This is a genomic window from Bradyrhizobium sp. UFLA05-112 (genome assembly GCF_053572325.1).
Window position 1 is genome coordinate 16,187 of the sequence record NZ_JBANBK010000083.1, and the last position, 22,724, is coordinate 38,910.

Sequence of the window (22,724 nt, forward strand, 5' to 3'; positions counted from 1 at the left end):
CTGGGCTCCTCCCACACATCAGCTCGATGCGCGATGTTTATTTTTTTGTAATACTAAACCTATTACTAAATTTCAGAGCTCGTCAAGCCGGTTTTTGGCGAGCTCGCCGACAAGCTCGCCGCGATAGCATTCAACCGCGAGCTTGCTGCAACGCAGCGAAATGGCCTTGATTTAAGAAGATCCGCTTTGCGCCCTGAACGTAAGGCTGCACCGATGCAGCCCCGCGTCGCGCAGTCGAAGCGCAGGGATCGTGTTTAGCAAATCATTTTACTGAACGTTCAATGCAGCGCAGTTCCCAGGCGGTCTCGTCGTCTGCCTTCACTCCAGCAACTGCGCTACAGTCAAAAAGGGGGCTGGCCTGATCGTCGTTCACTTCAGGAGACCGCATGTCCACGGCAATCTCGGTACTCGGCGGCGTCGGTCTTTTCCTGCTTGGCATGACCGTGATGACGGAGGGCCTGAAGGCGCTGGCCGGCTCCGCCCTGCGCACGGTGCTCAGCAGGGCGGCCGCGACACCGCTGCACGGCTCCTTCTGGGGCGCTGTCGTCACACTCCTGGTGCAGTCATCGAGTGCAACGACGATGACGACGATCGGTCTCGTCAGCGCCGGCCTGTTGACGTTCCAGCAAGGATTGGGGCTTGTGTTCGGCGCCAATATCGGCACCACGGGCACCGGCTGGCTGGTCGCGCTCATCGGCGTCCGTGTCTCGCTCACCGCCGCGGCACTGCCGATGATCTTCGTCGGCGCGTTGACCAAGCTTTTGGCCCGCGGACGAATCTCCGGCGCCGGCGCCGCGCTCGCCGGATTTGGGCTCGTGCTTTTCGGGCTGACGACCTTGCAGCAGGGCATGGGCGGGCTCGCCGAACGACTGCACCCGGCGGACCTTCCTGCCGTTCTCGCGGGTCCCGACGGGCGGTGGTGGTCGAGCCTGTTCGGCGTGCTGGTGCTCGTCGTGATCGGCTTGGTGATGACTGCGCTGATGCAGTCGTCAACCGCCGCCGTGGCGGTGACCCTGTCCGGCCACTTTGCCGGTGCAATCGGGCTGGACCAGGCCTGCGCGCTGATCATCGGCCAGAATATCGGAACGGCAACAAGCTCCGCCCTCGCCGCGATTGGCGCGAGCACCACCGCCAAGCGGCTGGCCATCGCCTATGTGCTTTTCAAGCTCATCGCCGCCCTGATCGCGCTCGTGCTTTTTCCCGTCACCATCCCCCTGCTCGTGCGTGCCTCGGACAGCATCGATGGCGTCACGCTGCTGGCCGGATATCACACCGCGTACAATGTCGTCGGTGTGGTGGTCCTGCTGCCGCTGATCAACCAGTTCACGCGCCTGGTCGAGCGTATCCTGCCCGAGCGCGGCTCACCGCTCACGCGATGCCTCGATCCATCGGCACTCGTGACTCCAATCGTGGCCGTGGAGGCGGTGCGCCGAACGGTCGCGCGCGCGCTCGTAACGGTATGCGCCTGGGTTGAGGCAGCACTGGCCGGTCGCGCTGCACCAGTTCGCCTCGGGAGAGATGCCGTATCGCTGCAGGACGCTGCCGACGCCCTGCGCCAGGCACAGATATTTTTGTCGGAGGTGACCGGACCGCCTGACACCGAGGACGAGCAACGGCGTCTGACCAGCACACTGCATGCACTCGACCACGCGTCTCGGCTGACGGACGTGTCGAATGGCGGAATTAATTTCGCTTCAGTGAAGGATGGACCGGAGGACATCCGCGCAGCAGAACTATGCGCCGAAGTGATGCGGAGCGCGGCCGCGATTGCGCGCGGCGTGGCGGCTCCATCGCAGCCGGTCGCGCCAGTCCCGCATGGCACCGACGCCATGGCCGGTCCGCGCGCGATCCAGACTGACGAGGCAATCGCCGAGCTCGAACGTTGCATGACAGAACTTGGTGAAGTGCTGCGCCGCCACCGCAGCGCAACGCTCAGCGCGGTCGCCAATGGAGCCCTCACCGCCGACGCCGCACTCGATCGCGTCGAAACGGTCCGCAGCCTCCAGGCGATGTCGCATCATGCCTGGCGCTCGGCGGCGCACCTTGTCGATCGTGGCTAGTCGTATCCGCTAAAGCGCGATGAACCGTCATCGCGCATCAGGTTATTTGTTTGAGCATGATCTCCGCGCAAACGCGTTCCGCGCTTGTCGCGAGGGAAAACCGTCTCACGCTTTGCGCTAACGCGGCGCTTCGGGTCCGGATCATGCTCTAAACGCCGAGGGCTTTCCGGTTGAAATTCTGCAACAGGCGCAGCGTCAGCGTTCTGGCGTTCGCGACATTGAGCAGCCAGGCCGCGCCGGCATAGGCGATGCCGCCGGCCAGGCTCACCGCAATCAGCGACAACAGCCCGGTGCCGTTGACCTCTGAGCGAACCGCGAGGATCGCCATCGCCATGACCGCGGCCGAGGCGCCCACGCCCGCGAGCCGGCCCGGATCGAACGGCAGCACATAGGCGCAGCGCATCAGGACGACCGCAGCCACGAAGCCGATGGCTTCGGTCGCGAACGTTGCCAGCGCTGCGCCATACAGCCCAAAGCCCGAAATCAGGGCGAACATCAGCGCGATGCTCAGCACCAGCGTGAGGAATGACTGGGCGGCAAGGATGAAGGGCCGCTCGGCGAGCTGGAAGCTGATCTGGACGTAGAACTGATTGGCGATCCCGAGCATCCGCGCGGCAACCAGCATCGGCAGCAGCGCCGAAACGCCGGCGCGGAAATCGACGCCGACGAGAGTTCCCGCGACCTGGTCCGCAGCGAGCGCGAGCCAGACCGCGACTGGCATGATCACGACGAGCAGGAGCTCGAGGCTTTCGTTGAGCCGTTCGCGGGTCGCGGCGTGACCCTCCTGGCTCAACGTCCGGAACACGATGGGCACGGTGGCCGCAGCGACGCTCGAGGCCAGCATCACGAGGAACTGCCGCGGCAGATCGGCGGCGACGCCGAAAATGCCGGCGGCATCCTTGCCGAGAAGATAGGCGACGATCAGCCGGTCGCTGGTCGAGTAGAGCGCGACCGAAAGACCGCCGATTGTCAGCGGCAAGCCGTAACGGGCGAGCTGGGTGAGCTGGCTCTTCTGCCAGCGCGCGATCTTCGTCGAGTCACCAGCGAGATTGAGGATGATGCCCGTGAGTGAACCGAGGCCGAACGCCGCGAGCAGGCCCAGCCCGCCCCAGCCCAGCCAGATCGCGAGCAGCCCGAAGCCGACGCTGGACAGGCTGCGCACGATCGCAATGGCCGCGAACCTGTAGGGGCGCAACTTGGCGCGCTCGAATTCCTGACCGACATCGACCGCATTCGCGGTGATGGCGACGAACACGCTGGCAAGCAGCAGCTCATAGCTGACATCGCGATGGAACAGGAAGGTCAGCGGCGCCGTGGCACAGAGGGCAGAGACGGTCAGCACGAAGGCAACCATCGCCGTGCCGCGAAAATCCACCTCCGGCGACATCGCCTGGTAGCGCGAGACCGACAGCTTGATCCAGGCAAAGAAGATCGCGCCCAGGATGCTGGCGATGCTCAGGCCCACGACGTAGACGCCATATTCGGCCGGGCTCAACAGCCGCGTGTAGGTCGTGATCGCGAAAAAGCCGACGGCGGCCGGCAGGATGTAGGCCGCGAGATAGATCGAGAAATGGCGGTTCAGCATGCGAGCACGAGACGGTGATTATCCCAGCCAATTAACGCTTCGTTAATCAGTTGGACCTTGGTTTGGCAATTTTGACGATGGCGCTGCAGCATGCCGGAGAATAGGCGCATAAAGCGACAATCCGGACCGTTGAATGCGCCGTTAGGCTCTATTTCGTACGTTAGCGTTAAATTTGCGGTTGTCTTGAACTCGCAAGTGCGATCACCCATTAGAAATAGTGGTTTCGAGCACCACCGACCGTCTCCAACGTGGACCTATCGACATGGAAGTTGCCGAACATGCTCGGACGGAGTTGCGCCTGCCCGATGCGGGCCGCAGCGACGCCGACAGGGGCATGAGCGCGACGTTGCATCCGTCACGGCCGGAGACTGCGCGCGGCGAACGGACGGTGCTCAATCTCTTCTTCGAGGAGAAGGACGACCGCTGGTTCCGCGGCGACCGGCATCTGCGCACCTGGGCTCGGCGCCTGCTGCTTGGCAAGCCGTGGATCAACGGCCAGCAGCGCGTATTCCTCAATCTGTGCGCCGGCCTCGACCGGCTCGGTATCCGCTACCGCGTCAACGATTACAGCTACATCCGCAAGCATCCCGACGAACTCGCCTGCGTCATCGGCCGCCCCTTCGTGCTGGACTGGATCGACTGGAAAAACCCGATTCTGCTCGGCGTCGCCTCGTACAATCATCCGATCGACGATCCGGGCCTGCTGACGCGGTATCCGGTGAAACACATTGTGGTCCCCTGCCAGTGGTACGCCGATATGTGCCGACCCGGTTGGCCCAATATCGACGCGTGGCCGGTGGGCATCGATACCGACGCGTGGACGCCGTCCGTCGCGGAGCACAAGAGCGTCGACGTCCTGCTCTATGACAAGGTCATGTGGGACCGCGAGCGCCTTGAACCGGATCTGATCGAGCCGATCCGCACGCGGCTCCGGGCCGAGGGCCGCACGTTCGAGGAAATCCGGTACGGCAGCTATAATGAGCAGGACTATCGCGCTGCGCTGGCACGCTGCCGTACCATGATCTTCCTCAGCCAGAACGAAAGTCAGGGGATCGCCTGTCTACAAGCACTCGCGAGCGGCGTGCCCGTGTTTGCCTGGGATCGCGGCGGGCCGTGGCGCGATCCGAATTATTTTCCGCACCGTGTCAGGTTCGACGGTGTCTCCTCGGTACCGTACTGGGACGATCGCTGCGGCATGAAATTCGTCGATGCCGAGGGCTTTGGCTCCCGCTGGAGCAAGTTCTGGACGCAGGCCGGCACCGGGGATTTTCGGCCGCGCCAATATGTGCTCGACAACCTCACGCTCGCGAAAGGCGCGCAGCATTACTACGAGATCGCCCAAGCCGTGATGCAGCGTCTTTCGGCGCGTTAGGGAGTGTGCAACATGCCGAGCCTCGACAGACGCGAATTTCTTCTTGGCTCAGCTGCTGCGCTCGCGGCCGGCGCCCCGGCAGCAGCCCAGACCTCGAAGCAGCTCAGCCGCCGTCCCGGTTATGGCGCTGCGGCCACGTTGTGGGATTTGCAGGCCGACCCACGGCTCGGCGAAGCAATCAGCACGTATTGCACGCAGGTCGTTCCGGTCCTCGAGCTGAAATGGCCGATGCTGCGGCCGGACCCGCACACCTTTGCGTTCGAGCGCGCCGATGCGATCCTGGATTTCGCCCGGCAAAATGACCTGACGATGCGCGGCCACACCCTCGCCTGGTATCACGACATCCCTGACTGGACCAAGGAGATCAAGGAAACGAAGGCGGCCGAGCGGGCCTTCGTCGATCACATCTCGACCGTCGTTGCCTACTACAAGGACAAGCTGACCTCGTGGGACGTGGTCAACGAGCCGATTCCCGACAATCCGCGGAAGATCACCGATCGGCGCGACTGCTACTGGTCGAGCATGCTGGGCGAGCGCTGGATTCCGCTGGCCTTCCGCACGGCGGCGGCCGCCGATCCCTTCGTCAAGCTCGCGATCAACGAGTACGACATCGAATCCGCCAAGGACAGTTTCATCGCCAAGCGCGCGGCCTACCGCAACCTGATCCAGGACCTGCTCGATCAGGGCGTTCCGCTGCACGCGGTCGGATTACAGTCGCATCTGCATGCCGAGCTCGAGATCGACAAGGACGGGCTTGCCGCCTTCGTCGCCGAGCTGCGCTCATGGGGGCTCGAGGTCCTCGTCACCGAGCTCGACGTCGACGACCAGAAGCTGCCCGGCGATCCGGCGCAGCGCGACGCCATCGTCGCAAAGCGCGTGGACGACCTCTTGACGGCAATCACCGCGAGCGGCCCGCTCAATTCGATCCTGAGCTGGGGCATCTCGGATCGCTACAGCTGGATCAACGGGATGTTCAAGCGGCCCGACAAGCAGCCGAACCGGCCGCTGCCGCTCGACGGCAACTTTCAGCCGAAGCCGCTGATGGATGTGATCACCAAATTCATGAAGGCCGCCTGAGCCGCGTGCCCCACTATTGCACTGTTTTCGGCGTTGCGATCCCGGCGCCATCCCCGACGTGATCGCCGGGCGCAAGGCTCGGCGCGATTGAGCGCAGGCGGAACACGTCGCGGATGTCCTCGATCGAGGTCGACGAGTAGGACTGGATGCAGAGCGCGACCTGCCGGGGCGAAGCGGCGCGCATCATCGCTTCGATCGCCGCGCGGTCGAGCCGGGTGTCGTCCCAGTGCGACACCGCAATGCTGTCCTCGGTGATCTCGTGCGCCGCCAGATGTTTTTGCGAATTGGCGACGAAGTGGCCGTAGAGCAGGTATTCGGAGAATTTCTTGCGGCGGCACAGCGCCAGGATCCAGCTCGTTCCCGTCACCGACTTGATCGCGTCGGTCATCGCCCGCACCGAATCCTTGTCCCAGACCAGCGCGTTGCCGACATAGTCATCCGCGGGGAGGCGCGTCTGCGGCACGCCGAGCAATTGATCGACGGTGCGCAGCCACAGGCAGTGCAGCGGTGTTTCCGCGCCGATCGCACCGCGCGCGACGAACAGCGGCGCCTTCGCCGAGCCTGCATATTGGCCGACGTCGAACTCGCGGAAGAACAGATTGTCCGAATCCAGGATGCAGACGCGCTGCTCGGGCGCGCCAAGCACGCCCGCGATCTTGACGATTTGCTGGATGTGCCAGCCATGCACCGGAGAGGATAGCAGCGACAGCCAGACCTTGCGGTTGCCCCGCCGCAGGAACGAGGGCGCCGCGAACAGCCATCGCGGCAGATAGCGCGACACCGGCACGATGACGCGCTTCTCGGAGGCAAAACGCGCGAACAGCGCAGCGTCCTCGTCGTTAACGACGACGTAGTGCCTGGTGTATCCCGTTAACCACGTGTCGATGCTCTCGGCGAGCAGCGAGAAGCGCTCGAGATCCTTGGCGTAGCTGGCTGTCAGCAGTGCAACGGAATGCATGAACGCGCTCGGGCCGGGTTGTCAGGGGGGCATTGCGGGCCAACTTACCGGGGCCACCTAAAGCGGGAAACTCACTTTCCAAATCAAGGTAAAGCTCCGCTGTATGGATCCCGATGCGGCTTCACCACGCATAGCAATGACGACGCTGTCGATCCCGTCATCCTGAGGTGCGAGCCATGGGGCGCGACGCGCCACATGGGGAGCCTCGAAGGATGAACGGCCCCGCGGTAGCAGCCGGGCCGTCGCCCTTGGAGGGCCGCTTTGCGGCCACCGCAGGGTGACGGTGATAGGCGCCGCCGTAGCGCGCCGCCCTCACTCCCCCTTCCCGCCCTTCAGCTTCGGCAGCGTCTCGACGATCTTCTGCTTGCCTTCGACGATCTCGGCGAGGAAGCTTGCACGGTCGATGTCCCCGTTCTGGTCCCAGCTCGCTTCCATCAGCATGCCCGGCGCCTTGTCCGGCGTCAGCGTCAAGCCTTTCATGGCTGCAGCGAAGGCCTTGCTGTCGAACTTGCCGATCTTCTCGGTGAGGTATTTGACGAGATAGACCGCGGTGTAGCCCTTGATGCCGTTGTGGTCGGGCCAGTATTTGTATCGCGCGCTGAATTTCTTGGCGAAGTCCTGGATCGCGGGCACCGGCGCGTCGGCGGAAAGGCCGACATGGCCACGCACACCGTTGGCGGCGGGGCCGGCGAGCTCGACGACCTTCTGGCTGAGCAACGTGGTCTCGCCGAACAGCGGCGTCGACAGGCCCTGCCGACGCGCCTCGATCAGGAAGCGGGCGCTCTCCTCCTCGTTGGTGTAGACGAAGACGGCATCGGCCTTGGCGGTCTTCAGCTTGATGACGTCGGAACCGAAATCGACCTGGCCCTGCTCGGTCGAGATGTCAGCCGTGATGTCGATATTGCGCGCCTTCATCTCCTTTAGAAAATTGTCGTGGCCGCCCTTGCCGAAGTCATTATTGACCCAGACCAGCGCCACCGTCTTCACCTTCAGCTTGTCGTGCAGATAGTTGGCGATCTTGGGCATGGAGAATTGCTGGCCGAAGGCAGTGCGGAAGACGAACGGGTTGCCCTGCGTGGTGATGTCGGCGGCTTCCGCGCCGACGATCTGCGGAATCTCGGCCGCCTGCGTCAGCGCCATGTTGACCTTGACTGAGCCGGAATAGATCGGCCCGAGCACGACGTACGGGTCCTTGTCCAAGACCTTCTGCACCTGGGCACGAGAGACGCCGGGATTGCTCTGGGTGTCGAGATGCTCGGTCTCGATCTTGCGGCCCAGAATGCCGCCGGAGGCGTTGATCTCGTCGATCGCGAGCGCGACGCCGTCGCGCCAGTTGGTGCCGGAGACCGCGCCGGGGCCGGACAGCTCGACGACATCAGGGATGTAAACCGTCGTCTGCGCCTGCGCAAGGCCAGCGTACAGCCACGCAGCGGCAACGATGCCGCTCCATTGTCCCAAAGCCTTCATGACGTTCTCCCTCTATTCTTTGTTATCTTGATGATCTGGGTCGAAGCCGAGCAGCCGTGCCGGCGTTCGCCACAACAGGCGATGCTGATCGGCCGGATCGGGAAAGAGCCGGCTCAGCACCGCGAGCAGTGGCCCATAATCCAGCCGCTCCGGGGCCCGCAGGAACGGATAGTCCGAGCCCCAGACGCAGCGATCGAGTGTGAAGGCCTCGACCAGCGCCGCGATGAAGGGCCAAGTGTCTTCGTAAGGGTGCGTCAGCCTCGAGAACTTGTAGTAGCCCGACAGCTTGACGTGCGCATCGCGCGTGCGGCCGATTGCCAGCAGCGCCTGGAAGGCTTTGCCGTTCAGGCCCTGCTCGACCGGCGGCCGACCGCAATGATCGATCACAAACTTGACGTTCGACTTTTCGATCAGCGGCAGCAAAGCCAGCAATTGATCGTGCTCGACCTGGATCTGGAGGAAGAGGCCAAGATCGCTCAGCTTCGCCAACAGCGGCGCGGTGTTGAGATAGTAATCGGTGCCGTGGAACGGGACGTTGAAGGCGACGCCGATCACGCCGGCCGCTTTGAGTCGCTCCAGCTCCTTCACCTCGACATCGTTCTCGACCACCGCGACGCCCCTGAAGCGGCCCTTCCCTTGCGCGAGCGCGTCGAGCAGGATGCGGCTGTCACTGCCATAGCCGGTGTTGGTGGCGACGACGAGCGCGTGCCTGACGTCGAAGACGTCGAACACGCGGAGAAACTGCGCGGCTGGTGCGATCTCCTGCCCGCTCGGCCGATAGGGTGTTGTAGGCGTGTATGGAAACCGCGCGGGATCGATGGCGTGGATGTGGCAATCGATCTTGGGACACGCCGGGATGGTCATGGCGAAGTGCTTCTAGAAGGTCGCTTCGATGGCCTTGATGAGATCGGGCGTCACGTAGGGCATGACGCCGAACCAGGCCTTGAAAGCGAGCCGCGCCTGGTTGAGCAGCAGGCCGAGCCCGTTCACGGTCTTGCATCCGCGCGTGCGGGCCTCAGCCAGGAACGGCGTCTCGAGCGGCGTGTAGATGAGATCGGCAACCAGCGTCGAAGGATTCAGCCGCGACAGGTCGATCTCGAGCGCGTCCTTGCCGACCATGCCGCGATCGGTGCAGTTGACGACCAGCGCCTTGTCGGCAACGGTGGCGCTGCGGTCCGCCCAGGCGACCGCGCGGACGTTTGCGCCGAACTCCTTGGCCAAAGCCTCCGCCTTGTCCGCCGTGCGGTTGGTGATCAGGATCTCACGCGCGCCGTTTTCGAGCAGCGCCACGACAACCGCGCGTGAGGCGCCGCCAGCGCCCAGCAGCAAAATCGGTCCCTCGTCGGCGCGCCAGTCCGCACGCGCATCGCGCAGGCTCTGCACAAAACCGTTGCCGTCATTGTTGAAGCCGGACAGCGTGCCGTCCTCCTCGACGACGATGGTGTTGACGGCGCCGATGCGGCGCGCGGTGTCGTTGACGCGGGTGAGCAGCGCCATCGCCGTCTGCTTGTGAGGCATGGTGACGTTGCAGCCGCGGAATCCAAGCGCGACGAGGCCAGCCAGCGCGTCCTTCAACCGCTCGGGCTGAACTGCGAGCGGCACATAGACGCCACGGATGCCGTGGGCATTCAGCCAATAATTGTGAATCACCGGCGAGCGCGAATGCGCGACCGGCATTCCGATGACGCCGGCGAGTCCAAAGCCGTTTGCGGACATGCTTTCGATCCATCCTCCGTTGGCGCGACACCCGCTACGGCAGGCGTCGGCCGGCCCTTGCCGGCACCAAGGACGGCCGACGGACCTCTGCTTTTGTTCAACTGTACAAGATTATTAGGCGGAACGCCAATCGCAGGCAATCGGAATCTCGGGACGAGAAAATCGCGGCGGCAAATGCCGTGCAAAGAGAGGTGAGCGCCGGCCCTGCTTGGTTCCTGCACGTTGCCGTGAACGCGCAGCGGTGCGACGCTCTATCGCTCCACGTCGACCTGTTGACGGCCAGCAGCTTCGGAGCCCAGTTCCTTGAGCAATTGCACCGCCTGCATCAGGTCCGGTGTCAGGAAGCCTTCGCTGAACTTGCCGACGATGGGGCCGAGCAGCCGTTCGGCCTGCCCGACCTTGCCGGCGTCCCGCCAGAGGCGCGCCAGGCTGATTGCGGTCCTCAGCTCCCAGGATAGTGCACCCTGCTTGCGGGCGACGTCGAGCGAGCACTCATAGAGACCTTCGGCCTCATGGGCCGAGGTCGGCCCGCCCTCGGTGAGCGTGATCTCGCCCTGCAACCGATAGACTTCGGCGAGGTAGAAGTGATCGCCAGTGCGCCGTGCGGTTGCAAGCGCGCCGTCGAGCGCGCGCAGAGCCGCCTCGCGGAAGCCGGCCTTCGCATAGGCCTCGGCCAACAAGCACCTGAACCAGCAGCCGGCGAGCCAGGAATCCATCGCCTCGTATTCGTCGAGGCCGACGCGCATCTGGCTCAATCCATCGTCGACGTCGCCAAGCTGCGTCAGCGCCCAGCCTCGTAGGATCGCAGCCTGCTGCTTCCAGTGCAGGAAATTGTGCTCGGTGGCGATGATCATGGCGCGGTTGGCGTGATCGCGCGTGCCTTCGACGTCGCATAGGTGCTGGCAGAGATAGGCGCCGAACACCAGCGCGAAGGCGAGCGTGAAGGGATGACGGATCTTCTCGGCATTGGCGATCGCCTGTTCGCTGTGCTGGCGCGCTACATCGGGCTGGCCGAGGAACCACAGGAGATAGCCGAGATAGGACAGCGACACGACGCCGGGATCGGTGCCGTGCCGCACCACCAGGTCGGCGTGCAGATCCGCATTGTAGAGATTGACGCAGCGGCGCAGATGATGCTGAGCCGCCGCAAAACGCCCGCGATAGAGCATGGTCATCGCGATTGCGCGATGGGCCTCCATGAGATAGCCGGTCTGCTGCGCGGGCTGCGCCCGCTCGTTCAGCCGCTGGCGCTTGGCAAACTTCAACAGCTCGACGCTGAGATCGTGCGCGCGCGTCAGATCCGCGCGGATGAAATGGCAGACCCAGAGCCCGCGCGTCGCCGCAAACGTCTTCTGCTCGTCATCGAGCTGCTGGCCGAGCTCGAGGGCGCGGATGTAGTTTTCCTCGACCTCCTGCACCGCATAGCCCTTGGCCGCGATCAGCGCGTTGCCGAGCGCGATGCGCAGCTCGAGCTCGATCTCGCCCGCACCCTGCATGCGCGCATTGGCCTGGACGACGCTCAAGCCGCGGCGCAGATGCCCGATTGCCTCCAGATTGCCGCCGGTCTTCGCGGCCTGCTCGCCCGCCTTGAGCCAGAAGCTCGCGGCGCCTTCGCTCTGGCCGGATTCGGTCAGATGGTGGGCGAGAAGCTCGGGCTCGCGCGCGGTCTTCTCCGGGTACATCTCGGCGAGCACCTGGGCGATCCGCGAATGCAGCTTGCGCCGCTCGCTGTGCAACAGGCTGGCATGCGCCGCGTTCTGGATCATCACGTGCCTGAATGCGTAGAGCGCATCCGGCGGGTGACCGCGACGCACGATCAGGCCGGCCTCCTCCAGATGATCGAGCGCCGCCTCGATCTGGTCGGCGGGCGTGTTGGCGACGGCGTGAAGCGTCTCGTAGGAGAACTCGCGGCCGATGGTGGCGCCGATCTGCGCGATCTTCTTGAACGGGCCCATGCGGTCGAGGCGCGCCATCAGCGAGTCCGTCAGCGTCGCCGGGATCGCGAGCTGCCGCCACTCGCCGGACAGCACGTAGCGGCCGTGTCGTTCGGTCAGCAGGTTGGATTCGAGGACGGTCTTGGTCAATTCCTCCAGGAACAGCGGCACGCCGTCGGTCTTGACGATGATCTCCTCGACGACCTCCTTGGGAAGCTCCCGCCCTGCAACGCGCTCGACCAGGGTCGTGCGCAATTGCCGGCTCAGCCGGTTCAACACCAGCGTCGTGATGTGCGAATGCGCATTCCAGCTCGGCTGAAACTCCGACCGCGCGGTGATGACGACGAGGATCGGCTGGCCATGCACCTTGTCGACCAGGAGATCGATGACCTCGCGCGAGGTCGGATCGATCCAGTGCAGGTCCTCGAAGGCGATGACGAGCGGCTGCTCGCGCGCAAGCCCAAGCAGATGGTTGACGATGGCGGACACCGTCGCGTCCTTCTGCTGCTGCGGCGACAGGTCGAGCGGCGGGTAGCGGTCGCCCGTCGGGATCGACAGCAGCGCAGCGAGCAGCGGGGTCACCTGCGCGACCTCGCTTCCAGCGACGGCCACGGCGGCTTCGAGATTCGAGAGCGACATCGCAGTCGCGTCCTCGCGGTCGAGCCCGAGCACGAATTTGAGCTGCGCGCTGAACGGATGGAACGCGGTCGAGGTATAGTACGGAGAGCACTGCAACGAGATCTGCCTGTGCCGCTCACCCGCGATGGTTCCGAATATCTCCTGGACGATGCGGGACTTGCCGATCCCGGGCTCGCCGAACAGCACCACGACCTGTCCGTCGCCCTGCCTCGCCTGCTGCCAGCGCCCCGTCAGCAGCGAGACCTCCTCCTCGCGATTGACGCGCGGCGTCAGTCGCGTGCCCATGGAGGCGGCGAAGCGCGTCTCCACCCGCGAGGGCCGCACCACGTGCCAGGCCTGGACCTTCTCGGAAAGACCCTTGAGGGCCTGGATGCCGAGATTGCGGTAGTCGAACTTGCCCTTCAGCAGCGACTGAGTGGAAGCAGAGATGACCACTCCGTTCGGCGGCGCCAGCCCCTGGAGCCGCGCGGCGAGATTGACGGTTTCGCCGACTGCGGAATCGCGCTCCTCGGTGCCCTGACCGACGAGATCGCCGACCACGACGAGACCGGTGGCGATGCCGATGCGCACCGCCGGCGCGTGGCTCAGCGCACCGCGCGGCTCGACCGCGCGGGCCGTCGATAGCACCCGCACGATCTCGAGCCCGGCGCGCACCGCGCGCTCGGCGTCGTCCTCATGCGCGGTCGGATAGCCGAAATAGACCAGGATGCCGTCGCCGACGAAGCGGGCGGCAAAACCCTCATAATGCTTGACCACGCGGACGCAGGTCTCGCGGAAGCTCGCGATCATGTCGCGCACGTCTTCGGGGTCGAACCGGGCCGAGAGCGGGGTCGAATCCACCATGTCGCAAAACATGGTGGTGAGCTGCCGCCGCTCGGCCCCGACCTCGGCGCGCGCCGTTGCTTGCGGAGCTGGCGAGGGCCCGGCCGGTTCGGGCGAAAGCAGCGTCGCCATCGCACGGCGCAGCCGCTTGCGATCGCCGAGCGGCAGGCCGAGCTCGGCGAGATCGGCCTCCGTCAGGTCAGGCATGACGTCGAGGTCGAGCCGATGCTGTGCAAAAAGTTCGGTGTATTGGCCGAGCCCCGCGCCCTCAAGCCAGCCTTTCAAATCCGTTTCCGTCGCCGCGCCCGGCTCCGTCTCCAGCATGCTGCTTCCGTTCGACTGCCCACTCCGTCGAAGAGAATATGCCCTCAATCACAAACTTTGAGAGCCAAAACTCCACCTCGGACTGGACGCGTTTCACAGTTTTTTGAAGAATAGCTCAACTGGATCGAAAAGGCACGGCACCCCCGCCGGCGAGCGGGGTGTTTTGAGAGCTACACACCGAGCGGACTGAGGCGCGCCAGCGGCTCGGTACCCTCAGGGCGCCGCAGAAGCTGCATGACGTGGCGTTTCAGGCGCACGAAATCGGGCTCGGTCACGAGATCGTGGCTGCGCGGCCGCGCGAATGGCAGGACGAAATCCTCGATCACCCGCCCGGGCCTCGCGCTCATCACCACGATCCGGTCCGCCAGGAACAGCGCCTCGTCGATGTCATGGGTCACGAACACCGTCGTGGTCGGGATCTTGCTCCAGATGTCGAGCAGGACCTCCTGCATCAGGCTGCGCGTCAGCGCATCGAGCGCGCTGAAGGGCTCGTCCATCAGCAGCACGCGCGGCTGGTTGATCAGGACACGTGCAATCTCGACCCGCTGCTGCATGCCGCCGGACAGTTGCGAGGGATAGAACCGCTCGAACCCCGACAATCCGACCAGCTTCAGGATCTCGTCGGCGGCGCGCCGCCGCTCCACCTTGCCGACCCCGCGCATCTTCGGGCCGAAAGCAACGTTGTCCTGCACCCGTTTCCACGGAAACAGCGTGTGCTGCTGGAACACCATGCCGCGGTCCGGGCTCGGGCCGCGGATCGGCTGCCCGTCCAGGGCAAGCTCGCCCGCCGTGATCTTCAGGTGTCCGGCCAACGCACCGAGCAGGGTTGACTTGCCGCAGCCGGAAGGACCGAGCACACAGACCAATTCGCCCGGCGCGATGGTAAAGTTCAGGCGGTCCACCGCCTCGAAAGCGTCAGCACCTTCGCCGAGCGAGATCGATACACCGGCAATGTCGATGCGGCCGACGCCGCGCACCGGAATATCGGAGACGCGGATGTTCATCGCGCGACCGACGGGTTGCGCCAGGGCATCAGCAGCCGGCCGGCTGTCGTGAGCAGCCAGCTGCTGCCCATGCCGAGCAGGCCAATGATCAGCATGCCGACGATGATGTCGGCATAGTTTTGCAGCGTATAGGCCTCCCAGGTGTAATAGCCGATGCCGAACTGGCCGGAGATCATTTCCGCCGTGACCAGACAGAACCATGAGGTCCCCATGCCTATGGCAAGCCCCGTCACGATGCTGGGCGCGGCGTCCGGCAGCACCACCTCGCGCAGGATGGAGACGCCTGAAGCGCCGAGGCTGCGTGCGGAGGCAACCAGCCGGCGATCGACATTGCCGACGCCATGGACCGTATTGAGCACGATCGGAAACAAGGCGCCGATGAAGGTGATGAAGATCATCGACAATTCCGAGGACGGGAAGATCAGGATCGAGAGCGGGATCCAGGCCACGGCAGGAATCGGCCGCAGCAATTCGAGCGGCGGCAGCAGCAAATCACTCGCGGCACGCGACCGGCCGATCGCAAAGCCGAACACCACGCCGACAACGGCCGCCGCGCCATATCCGGCGAGCACGCGCCACAGGCTGCTCGAGATATGCGCGGCCAGCTTCGGCGACTTCAACAGCACGACGGCGGACTGGACGACCTCGGTCGGCGGCGGCACGTTGCGGAACGTGACGACTCCCAGATTGACATGCAGCGTCGCGGCGAGCTGCCAGAGGGCGATGCAGGCCAGGATGGAGAAGCCGCGGATCAACCATCGGGCACGCGCCAAGCCACCGGTTGCTGAGACGGTTGGCATCGTTCACCGGCTCGCAACGAGGGGCTCGCGCGCGGCGTTGAAGTCGACGACCTCGCCACCATGCTGCTTCGACCAACGCTCGGCGGCGTCCTTCAGCAGGAAGGCGCTCAACTCGCCATTCGCCGACCGGACGAACCAGGCCCGGTTCGCGAACAGCTTGATGCCGCTTTCACGATCCTGCGCATAGACGACGCGGATGGCCTTGCCGTCCTTCTCGAGGCCCGCGAGCGCCTTCAGTGCGCTCTCGGGCGAGGCATAGTGGCGGACATGCGGCTCGCCCTTGACCCAGATCTGCGCGACGCGGCTGAAGTCGGCGATCTCCGCGCCGGTCGTCGCATCCTTCGCCTTCAACGGAAGCTGCGCATAGTTCTTCAGCTCGGCATCATAGTCACGACCGACTTGCGCGAGCGCGGCACGGATGAACTTGTCGGTGACAAACTGGTTGATGTCGAGATCGCTGTCGGCGCGCTTGAGGAGCTTCAAGGTCTTGATCGAGGTCGCGACCGCCTGGCGATATTCGGGCTTCCAGGTGACGTCGCGGGTCTGGAGCCCCAGCGGGCCATGAAAGAGATAGTCGACCTCGGCCTCGATCCCGGTGACCTTGGCGACCAGCTCGCTGTATGTCTCCGGCTCCTCGGCGATCAGACGATCCGCTTCAATCGCCGCGCGCAAGTAGGCGACCACGACTTCCGGATATTTTTCGGCATAGTCGACGTCGACCAGCGCGCCATGGAACGTCGGGGCGTTGGCCTGCGCGCCGTCGAATATCTTGCGGGCAAAGCCGCGCCAGGGAAACAGCTCGGCAAACGGGACGAAATCCGCATGCGCCTCGACCTTGCCGGCCTGCAAGGCCGGTCCGGCGACTTCCGGCGCCTGTGTGATGATGTTGACGTCGGTCTCGGGATTCCAGCCCTTGGCCTCGATCGCACGCAACAGCATGCCGTGGGAGGTCGAGGCAAAGGGAACGGAGATCGTCTTGCCCTTGAGATCGTCGAGCGACTGCGCCGGCGAATTCGCCGGGACCACGATGCCGTTGCCGCTGCCCTTGGTGCTTCCCGACAGTACGCTGATGAAGAGGCTGCGGCGCCCGGCCTTCTGGAAGGCGACGCCGTTCAGCGATCCCGGAAAATCTGCCATCGCGCCGAAATCGAGCTTGCCTGCGACCATCTCGTTGGTCAGCGGCGCGCCGCTGGTAAAGTTCTTCCACTGAATGTCGTAAGTGACATCCTTGTACTTGCCGTCATGCGGCAAAAATTTCTCCAGGAGCTTGAGCTCGCGGATCAGCAAGCCACCGGTCGCGCAATTGATCGTGGTGTCCTGCGTCCCGACTGCAACCCTGATGGTCTCGGCACGCGACGACCCGACGAGAGCCATCGTGACGACGACGGCGGCGACGCTTCCCCTCACGGGGCCAAAAGAGATCATGCAACGGTCCTCGCTCGCAATGGCCGGGCTGCCCGCACCGGCACGAAGTGACTCGCCGGCAACTATTGGATTTCGCTCGTTCGCGTTGAAGCAATTACTTGCGTCGCGCACTCGCGACAGCCCGTGTGGCAATTTCGTCGTCGTTTCGAACGCCTGACATCGAATGATTTTTCTCGGGAGCAAGCCGTCGACAGATGAAATCGTTTCAACGGCACGCGCCTGGCGCAAGAGCTTTGCTAAGTGCACGTGGACGCCTTCAAAGAGATGGACATTCCACCCGCATCGCACTTACCTAGTTGCGAATGCCGAGCGCAGACGGACAGCGATGACGACACCCAAAGAGGCGGCGACGACGTCGCGAGGCCGAAGGCTTCCGGCCCTCGGGCTCGACTGGCGCCATGCGGAGGACATCGGAACCGCGCGCGCCCTGCGGGCCACGACAAATGCTTCGGCATTGTTCATGAGCGAGACGGTCGACGGCCTGAACGTCGGCGCGCATTTTCTCGACCGCCTGTCGGCTACACAGAAGGCGCGGGTCCAGGCGGCCGGCCGCACTGTCGTCGTGCCGCAGGGCGCCATGGTCTTCGGCCAGGGCGAGGGGCATGACGGCATCTTCATTATCCGGCGCGGTCAGGTGCGCGTCTACTACACGGCGCCGTCGGGACGCGAGATCACGCTGGCCTACTGGACGCCGGGGCATTTCATCGGCGGCCCAGAGATCTCCGGCGGCGGCATCCATATGTGGTCCGGCATCGCCATCGAGACCTGCGAGATCACGGTCCTGTCGGGCGCGGCGCTGGCGAAGCTGCTCACGGATATGCCGACCTTCGCGTTGGCGCTGATCGACGGGCTGATCGCAAAGGGCAAGTGCTATTCCTCGATGGCGCAGATGCTGGGAACGCGATCGGTGATCGAGCGGCTGGCCCAGCTTCTGCTCAACCTGTCGGAGCTCCACGGCAATCCCGACGGCGATACGATCGTCATCGACCGCAAGATCACCCATGACCAGATCGCAGCCATGGTCGGCTCAACCCGGCAATGGGTGACCATGATGCTGAAACGCTTCCAGAACCGCCGCATCATCGCCATTGACGGCAGCGTGATTCGCATCAAGCGGATCGACCTGCTGGAGAAGATCCTGTTCAAGGACTAGATCAACCTCATCGCGCTTTAGCGCCGGCGGCGCCGGATCACCGCGCCTCTTCAAAGCCCGCGAGCACCGACGTCAGGTTGGCGCCGAGGATATCCGAGAGATAGCCGCCTTCCTGCACGAACACGGTCGGCAGTCCCATGCGCGCGATCGCCTGACCGATACGGCGGAAGCCCGGTGTGGTGACGCTGAGCCCCTTCAGCGGATCGTGCTCGGAGGCATCGAGGCCGAGCGCCACGACGAGCGCGCCGGGCGCGAATGCGTCGATTGCGGTCTTGGCGCGCGCGAGCGCCTGCATGTAGCCGTCATCGCCCGTGCCGATCGGCAGCGGGATGTTGAGATTGGTGCCGAGCCCCTCGCCCTCGCCGCGCTCATGGGCATAGCCCCACACGAACGGATAGTACGCGACCGGATCGGCGTGGATCGAGATGGTGTAGACGTCGGGCCGCGTATAGAAGATGCCCTGCGTGCCGTTGCCGTGATGCACGTCGACGTCGAGGATCACGACGCGCTCATGCCTGAGCCGAAGATGCGCGGCAGCGATCGCGCTGTTGTTGAGGAAGCAGAAGCCGCCGGCCATGTCGCGATAGGCGTGATGGCCGGGCGGACGGCAGAGCGCGTAGGCAGCAGTCTCACCGTCCATCACGAGCTGCGCTGCCGTGGTCGCAACATCCGTCGCCGCGCAGGCCGCAGCCCAGGTGCCGGGCCCGATCGGCGCGGCGGTATCGGCGGTGTGCCAGCCGAGCTTGCCGACGATGTGCGTCGGATAGGTCGCGGCATGGCGCACGGGATGGATGTTGCCGATCATCTCCGGGCCAGAATCGCCGAGCGCACTCCAGGCGTCCCAGGCCCCAGAGAGGAAGGTGAGATATTCCGGACTGTGAATCCGCGCGCGCGGTCCCTGCCCGAATGTGATCGGCTCGACCAGTTGATGCTTGCCGTCCCGCAAACCCTTGAGCAGCCGGTTCGCGCGCTCGGGTTGCTCGGTCGTGCGCTTGACGACCCCGCGCACCAGGAAGAATTGCGGATCGTGGCTGCGATGCAGTTCGGTATAGACGGCCTTCACGTGGGTGGCTCCATGACCTTGGGATCGGATGACGTCTTGATCCCGGCGGCGCGACGATGCAAGCGAGAACGGTGTCGCATCCTGCGTGCCGGTCCTGCGTGGAGCGCGGATCGCGGCTCAGCAACGGCCGCGTTGCAGGCAATGCTCGCGGCCCTGCTGATCGGTGCGGAAGGCCTCAATGAAGCCGCCCTGGCGCTGCGTGACGAAGACCGTCTTGCCGTCGTCACCGCCGAAAGCGAGGTTGGTCGGCTCCTTGCCCTTCAACGCGACCTCGCGCTGAACCGCCCCGTTGGGCTTCATGATCGAGATCGTGCCTTTGAGAATGCGCGCGACATAGAGTCGGCCGCTGACGTCGGTGCGCAGGCCGTCGATGGTGTCGGGCTGGAACGTCTTGATCAGCTTCGCGTCGGTGAGCTCTGCGCCGCGGATCGTGTAAGACCAGACCTCGCCGCTGTTGGATTCGCCGACATAAAGCATTTTGCCGTCCGGGCTGAGATCGATGCCGTTGGTGGTGCCCATCGCGCGCGGCGCCGTCATGAGCTGGCCCTGCACCGACCCGTCCCTCACCTTGGTGATGCGCCAGATATGGCCCTCACGCCCCTTCCAGTTCGGATCGCTCGCATAGATCGTGCCGTCGCGCGCGATCGTCATGTCGTTCGGCTGCTTCATCTCGTCGGAATGAAACCAGAGTCGCGGCTCCGTGGTGCCCTTGGGTAGCGCGAAGATGTTGTGGCCCTTGTAGTCGGCAACGAACATGGTGCCGTCGCGATCGAAGCGGATGGAGTTGCCGACGCTGCCTTGCGGAAGCTCCGCGAACGTCCCGGAGGCCGCTCCGCCCGCCGGCAACCTGCCGATCGTGCCGGGCTTGCCGAGATTGACCACGAACAGATTGCCGTCGAGATCGACGGCTGGCCCTTCGATGCCGAAGGTGTATTCGCCCGCGGGCGTCACCTGCGCGCTTTCGAACAGCTTCGTCTCGCCAAAGGCCGGCTGAGCGGCGATCGCCAGGAGCACGCTACTGCAAAGGCACCAGATCGTTCTGCTGGATGTAGTAGCCATCGTCGTCGGTGCATTCGCCGTTGAGATATTGATCGGCCGGCCGGTAGAACCGGCTGAAACCGGCTTTGTCTACAGCGGTCCTTTGTGTCACGACGACGACCTTGGTGGCCGGCATTTCGCCGCATTCCTTGCTGGTGCGCGAGACGAATTTGCGCGTCGGCGGGCCGGGCTTGATGCGCATACGTGTTCCCGGAACCATATTTGCAACCAGTGAGTCCGCAAAGTCGAGCAGGCGGGCGTAGCCGGGCTCGGTCTTCGCCAGCGCTTCGCCGCCCGGCGGCATCAGCTTCTCCGCGCCGAGCCCGCGCAGGCGCGTGCGCAGCTTCCCGGACCCGGGATCGCCAGGATAGATCCAGCCGTCCTGCGACAACATGAAGCGCAGCACGGTCTGGTCCTTCTCCGCGTCGGATTGGCCCTGCTTCAATCCAAAATCCGAATGGCAGCCGACGCAGTGTTTCTCCACGAGCCCCTTGCGCAGCGCCGAGAGCCGATCCCTGTTCTGCGCATCCTTCGCAACGAGGGCGGCGAGCTGCTCGATCTGCGCCGCGCTACGCATGTCGCAGGGGAGCGGCTCCGGCGCATTGCCATCAGTGCGGTCGATCCGGATCACGGTCTGGTTCTTGTCCTCGACCAGCCAGATCGCGCCATCCTCCGCAACGGTGATGCCGACGGGTGCGCCCTGCGGCCGCGCGCCGTTGACGCGGTGCCAGCCAGCGATCAATTCCTCGAAGGGTGCCGCCGCGACCTCGCCCGCGCCAGTCTGGAAGCTGCGCGTCGGCTGGGCGGCGCAGCTCACGTGGTAGCGGACCGGCGACGGACTCATCTTGGGGAAGCCGTGATCGTCGACGTCATAGGCCAGGAGACGGCTGCCGGTCGGACGATAGCCATGAAGGGCTATCAGCAACCTGCCTTCCAGCTCCGGAAATTTTTGGCCGTGGTAGTAGAGCATGCCGAGCGGCGCGCCATGCGGTGGCAGCAGCGAAAACGGCTGCTTGTAAAGGGCGCCGTTGGTGCAGAGGTTTTTGTAAGGACCCGATCGCAGCACCAGCCTGAATTCCGGGCTCACCGTCGAGAGGTCGTAGCAATAGGGCCAGCCGTAGTGCTTGCCCCGCTCGATCGCGTTGATTTCCTCGTTCGGCGTGAAGATGTCGGGCAGATCGCGGCCGTTTTCGCCTTGCAGGAACGCGTAGCCGGGATCGGGAAATTGCGGGTGCAGCGCCAGCGCCATCGAGTTTCGAAGGCCGCGCGCATAGACCTCGTGCGGCGGATTGGGATCGTTGGGCTTCAACGCGGAAAAGACGCCGCCTGAAGGCGGCGTGAACATCCAGATCGCGGCAAGCGCCGAGGCGCCTTCCGCCGGCGCGCATGGCCGCGTGATCGGCGGGTGGGTGATGCAGTCATCGCTATGCGAACCGACATTGACGAACAGCCGCCCGGTGCGGTCGAACGCGAACTGCTTGAGCGGATGCGCGCTCTCGTCGAGCTTGGTGCCGTCAGGCAGCGTCAGCCGGCGGCCCGGCAGGCGATGAAGGATGGTCTCGACCGTGCTGCGCGGATTGTCGGCAAGCGGATCGACGCGGAAAATCGTCTCGTCGGTGGAGGCATAGAGTTTCTTGTCGGGACCGATCGCCAGACCGAAGGGATATTCGATCCCCGTGATGAGCTCCTTGATCCGCTTGCCCTCGGCTGCGCGGGGATCGAGCAGCAGGAGCTGGCCATCAGTGTGGCCCCAGCCGCCCATGTCGGCGACCACGAACAGCTCATGACCGGGGATCTGGATGATCGACCGCGGGAATTTCAGATGATCCTCCTCGCTGGCGACGAGACCTGCACAAAACCCTTGGCGGAGGTCGATCTTGAGTCTCGGGAAGGCGAGATCGCCGCTGCCGCAGGTATCGGTGCCGATCGCGTAGCCGCTTCTCCGGATCGGCTCGGACGATGCCGGTGGCGCAAGGCCAAGCCCCGCAGCCAGCAGAGCGCATGCGAACACACACAGCCGGCCATAGGCTTTTCTCACGAATTGCAAGACTTCCCCCTCCCTCGACCCCGGCAAATCGAGAGTTCCATGCCTCCGCTGCGCCGTCCAGCCGAAGGTTAAGAATCCGTAACGCGCTCACCGTCCCGTGAATCAGAATATCCGTAATTTCCCTTACCGGGTTGAACCCGAATATTTCCGACAACGTCAGAGTGTTATGGGTTGATTGCGTCCGAATCGCTTCGTGGAGGAGGCGGCTATGGTCCAAGTTTTTTTTCACTGCTCGAATAC

The 22,724-nt window shown here is 64.4% G+C and carries 16 protein-coding genes; 4 read left to right on the forward strand and 12 right to left on the reverse strand.

Translation table 11 applies throughout. The features are described 5' to 3' along the window. Positions 1-386: 386 nt before the first annotated feature. A complete protein-coding gene (locus SO180_RS33805; protein WP_449383152.1) occupies positions 387-2,060 on the forward strand; it encodes a Na/Pi cotransporter family protein in 1,674 nt (557 codons plus the stop codon). Positions 2,061-2,208: 148 nt separating this feature from the next. On the opposite strand, the gene SO180_RS33810 is transcribed toward SO180_RS33805, so the two are convergent. Continuing rightward, positions 2,209-3,645: a lipopolysaccharide biosynthesis protein gene (locus SO180_RS33810; protein ID WP_449383153.1), complete on the reverse strand. Its 1,437-nt coding sequence runs from the start codon at positions 3,643-3,645 to the stop codon at positions 2,209-2,211. A 334-nt stretch (positions 3,646-3,979) separates the two neighbouring features. Here SO180_RS33810 and SO180_RS33815 point away from each other — a divergent pair, with 334 nt between their 5' ends. Then, positions 3,980-5,017, forward strand: coding sequence for a glycosyltransferase family protein (locus SO180_RS33815; RefSeq protein WP_449383164.1), 1,038 nt, complete (start codon positions 3,980-3,982; stop codon positions 5,015-5,017). 12 nt (positions 5,018-5,029) lie between these two features. Further along, on the forward strand, positions 5,030-6,094 hold the full coding sequence (locus tag SO180_RS33820; protein WP_449383154.1) for an endo-1,4-beta-xylanase: 1,065 nt from the start codon (positions 5,030-5,032) through the stop codon (positions 6,092-6,094). Between the two features lie 13 nt (positions 6,095-6,107). On the opposite strand, the gene SO180_RS33825 is transcribed toward SO180_RS33820, so the two are convergent. The 8 genes from SO180_RS33825 to SO180_RS33860 all read right to left on the reverse strand — a co-directional run bounded on the left by SO180_RS33825 (position 6,108) and on the right by SO180_RS33860 (position 17,132). Then, positions 6,108-7,052, reverse strand: a complete 945-nt coding sequence (locus SO180_RS33825; RefSeq protein WP_449383155.1) for a DUF6492 family protein — start codon at positions 7,050-7,052, stop codon at positions 6,108-6,110. Between the two features lie 312 nt (positions 7,053-7,364). After that, the gene (locus SO180_RS33830; protein ID WP_449383156.1) at positions 7,365-8,519 is read right to left on the reverse strand and encodes an ABC transporter substrate-binding protein; all 1,155 of its coding nucleotides are present in this window, start codon (positions 8,517-8,519) and stop codon (positions 7,365-7,367) included. Between the two features lie 12 nt (positions 8,520-8,531). Continuing rightward, on the reverse strand, positions 8,532-9,383 hold the full coding sequence (locus tag SO180_RS33835; protein ID WP_449383157.1) for an amidohydrolase family protein: 852 nt from the start codon (positions 9,381-9,383) through the stop codon (positions 8,532-8,534). Between the two features lie 12 nt (positions 9,384-9,395). After that, a complete protein-coding gene (locus tag SO180_RS33840) occupies positions 9,396-10,235 on the reverse strand; it encodes a shikimate dehydrogenase (RefSeq protein WP_449383158.1) in 840 nt (279 codons plus the stop codon). A gap of 251 nt (positions 10,236-10,486) precedes the next feature. Continuing rightward, positions 10,487-13,954, reverse strand: coding sequence for an ATP-binding protein (locus SO180_RS33845; RefSeq protein WP_449383159.1), 3,468 nt, complete (start codon positions 13,952-13,954; stop codon positions 10,487-10,489). A 170-nt stretch (positions 13,955-14,124) separates the two neighbouring features. After that, complete coding sequence (locus SO180_RS33850; RefSeq protein WP_449383160.1) at positions 14,125-14,958, reverse strand: ABC transporter ATP-binding protein; 834 nt, start codon at positions 14,956-14,958, stop codon at positions 14,125-14,127. Continuing rightward, positions 14,955-15,758 (reverse strand): ABC transporter permease, encoded by an 804-nt coding sequence (locus SO180_RS33855; protein ID WP_449383161.1) that lies wholly within the window; start codon positions 15,756-15,758, stop codon positions 14,955-14,957. The genes SO180_RS33850 and SO180_RS33855 overlap by 4 nt, the downstream gene beginning before the upstream one ends. Positions 15,759-15,761: 3 nt before the next feature. Continuing rightward, positions 15,762-17,132 carry an ABC transporter substrate-binding protein gene (locus tag SO180_RS33860; protein ID WP_449383165.1) on the reverse strand — a complete coding sequence of 457 codons (1,371 nt, stop codon included), beginning with the start codon at positions 17,130-17,132 and terminating at the stop codon, positions 15,762-15,764. Between the two features lie 511 nt (positions 17,133-17,643). On the opposite strand from SO180_RS33860, the gene SO180_RS33865 reads away from it, so the two are divergent. After that, entirely contained in the window at positions 17,644-18,336 is a 693-nt protein-coding gene (locus tag SO180_RS33865) for a Crp/Fnr family transcriptional regulator (RefSeq protein WP_449383166.1), read from the forward strand. 37 nt (positions 18,337-18,373) lie between these two features. Here the strand turns inward: SO180_RS33865 and SO180_RS33870 are convergent, their stop codons facing one another. From SO180_RS33870 to SO180_RS33880, 3 genes are all read right to left on the reverse strand, one after another. Further along, a complete protein-coding gene (locus tag SO180_RS33870; protein ID WP_449383162.1) occupies positions 18,374-19,399 on the reverse strand; it encodes a histone deacetylase family protein in 1,026 nt (341 codons plus the stop codon). Between the two features lie 117 nt (positions 19,400-19,516). Continuing rightward, a complete protein-coding gene (locus SO180_RS33875) occupies positions 19,517-20,458 on the reverse strand; it encodes an SMP-30/gluconolactonase/LRE family protein (RefSeq protein ID WP_449383163.1) in 942 nt (313 codons plus the stop codon). Further along, positions 20,415-22,433 carry a PQQ-dependent sugar dehydrogenase gene (locus SO180_RS33880; RefSeq protein WP_449383167.1) on the reverse strand — a complete coding sequence of 673 codons (2,019 nt, stop codon included), beginning with the start codon at positions 22,431-22,433 and terminating at the stop codon, positions 20,415-20,417. The genes SO180_RS33875 and SO180_RS33880 overlap by 44 nt, the downstream gene beginning before the upstream one ends. Between the last annotated feature and the right edge of the window lie 291 nt (positions 22,434-22,724).

Excerpts from the sequence above, each read along its gene's own strand:
- SO180_RS33805 (WP_449383152.1), top strand. The coding sequence starts at position 387 with ATGTCCACGGCAATCTCGGTACTCGGCGGCGTCGGTCTTTTCCTGCTT.
- SO180_RS33810 (WP_449383153.1), bottom strand. The coding sequence starts at position 3,645 with ATGCTGAACCGCCATTTCTCGATCTATCTCGCGGCCTACATCCTGCCG.
- SO180_RS33815 (WP_449383164.1), top strand. The coding sequence starts at position 3,980 with ATGAGCGCGACGTTGCATCCGTCACGGCCGGAGACTGCGCGCGGCGAA.
- SO180_RS33820 (WP_449383154.1), top strand. The coding sequence starts at position 5,030 with ATGCCGAGCCTCGACAGACGCGAATTTCTTCTTGGCTCAGCTGCTGCG.
- SO180_RS33825 (WP_449383155.1), bottom strand. The coding sequence starts at position 7,052 with ATGCATTCCGTTGCACTGCTGACAGCCAGCTACGCCAAGGATCTCGAG.
- SO180_RS33830 (WP_449383156.1), bottom strand. The coding sequence starts at position 8,519 with ATGAAGGCTTTGGGACAATGGAGCGGCATCGTTGCCGCTGCGTGGCTG.
- SO180_RS33835 (WP_449383157.1), bottom strand. The coding sequence starts at position 9,383 with ATGACCATCCCGGCGTGTCCCAAGATCGATTGCCACATCCACGCCATC.
- SO180_RS33840 (WP_449383158.1), bottom strand. The coding sequence starts at position 10,235 with ATGTCCGCAAACGGCTTTGGACTCGCCGGCGTCATCGGAATGCCGGTC.
- SO180_RS33845 (WP_449383159.1), bottom strand. The coding sequence starts at position 13,954 with ATGCTGGAGACGGAGCCGGGCGCGGCGACGGAAACGGATTTGAAAGGC.
- SO180_RS33850 (WP_449383160.1), bottom strand. The coding sequence starts at position 14,958 with ATGAACATCCGCGTCTCCGATATTCCGGTGCGCGGCGTCGGCCGCATC.
- SO180_RS33855 (WP_449383161.1), bottom strand. The coding sequence starts at position 15,758 with ATGCCAACCGTCTCAGCAACCGGTGGCTTGGCGCGTGCCCGATGGTTG.
- SO180_RS33860 (WP_449383165.1), bottom strand. The coding sequence starts at position 17,132 with ATGGCTCTCGTCGGGTCGTCGCGTGCCGAGACCATCAGGGTTGCAGTC.
- SO180_RS33865 (WP_449383166.1), top strand. The coding sequence starts at position 17,644 with ATGAGCGAGACGGTCGACGGCCTGAACGTCGGCGCGCATTTTCTCGAC.
- SO180_RS33875 (WP_449383163.1), bottom strand. The coding sequence starts at position 20,458 with ATGGCTACTACATCCAGCAGAACGATCTGGTGCCTTTGCAGTAGCGTG.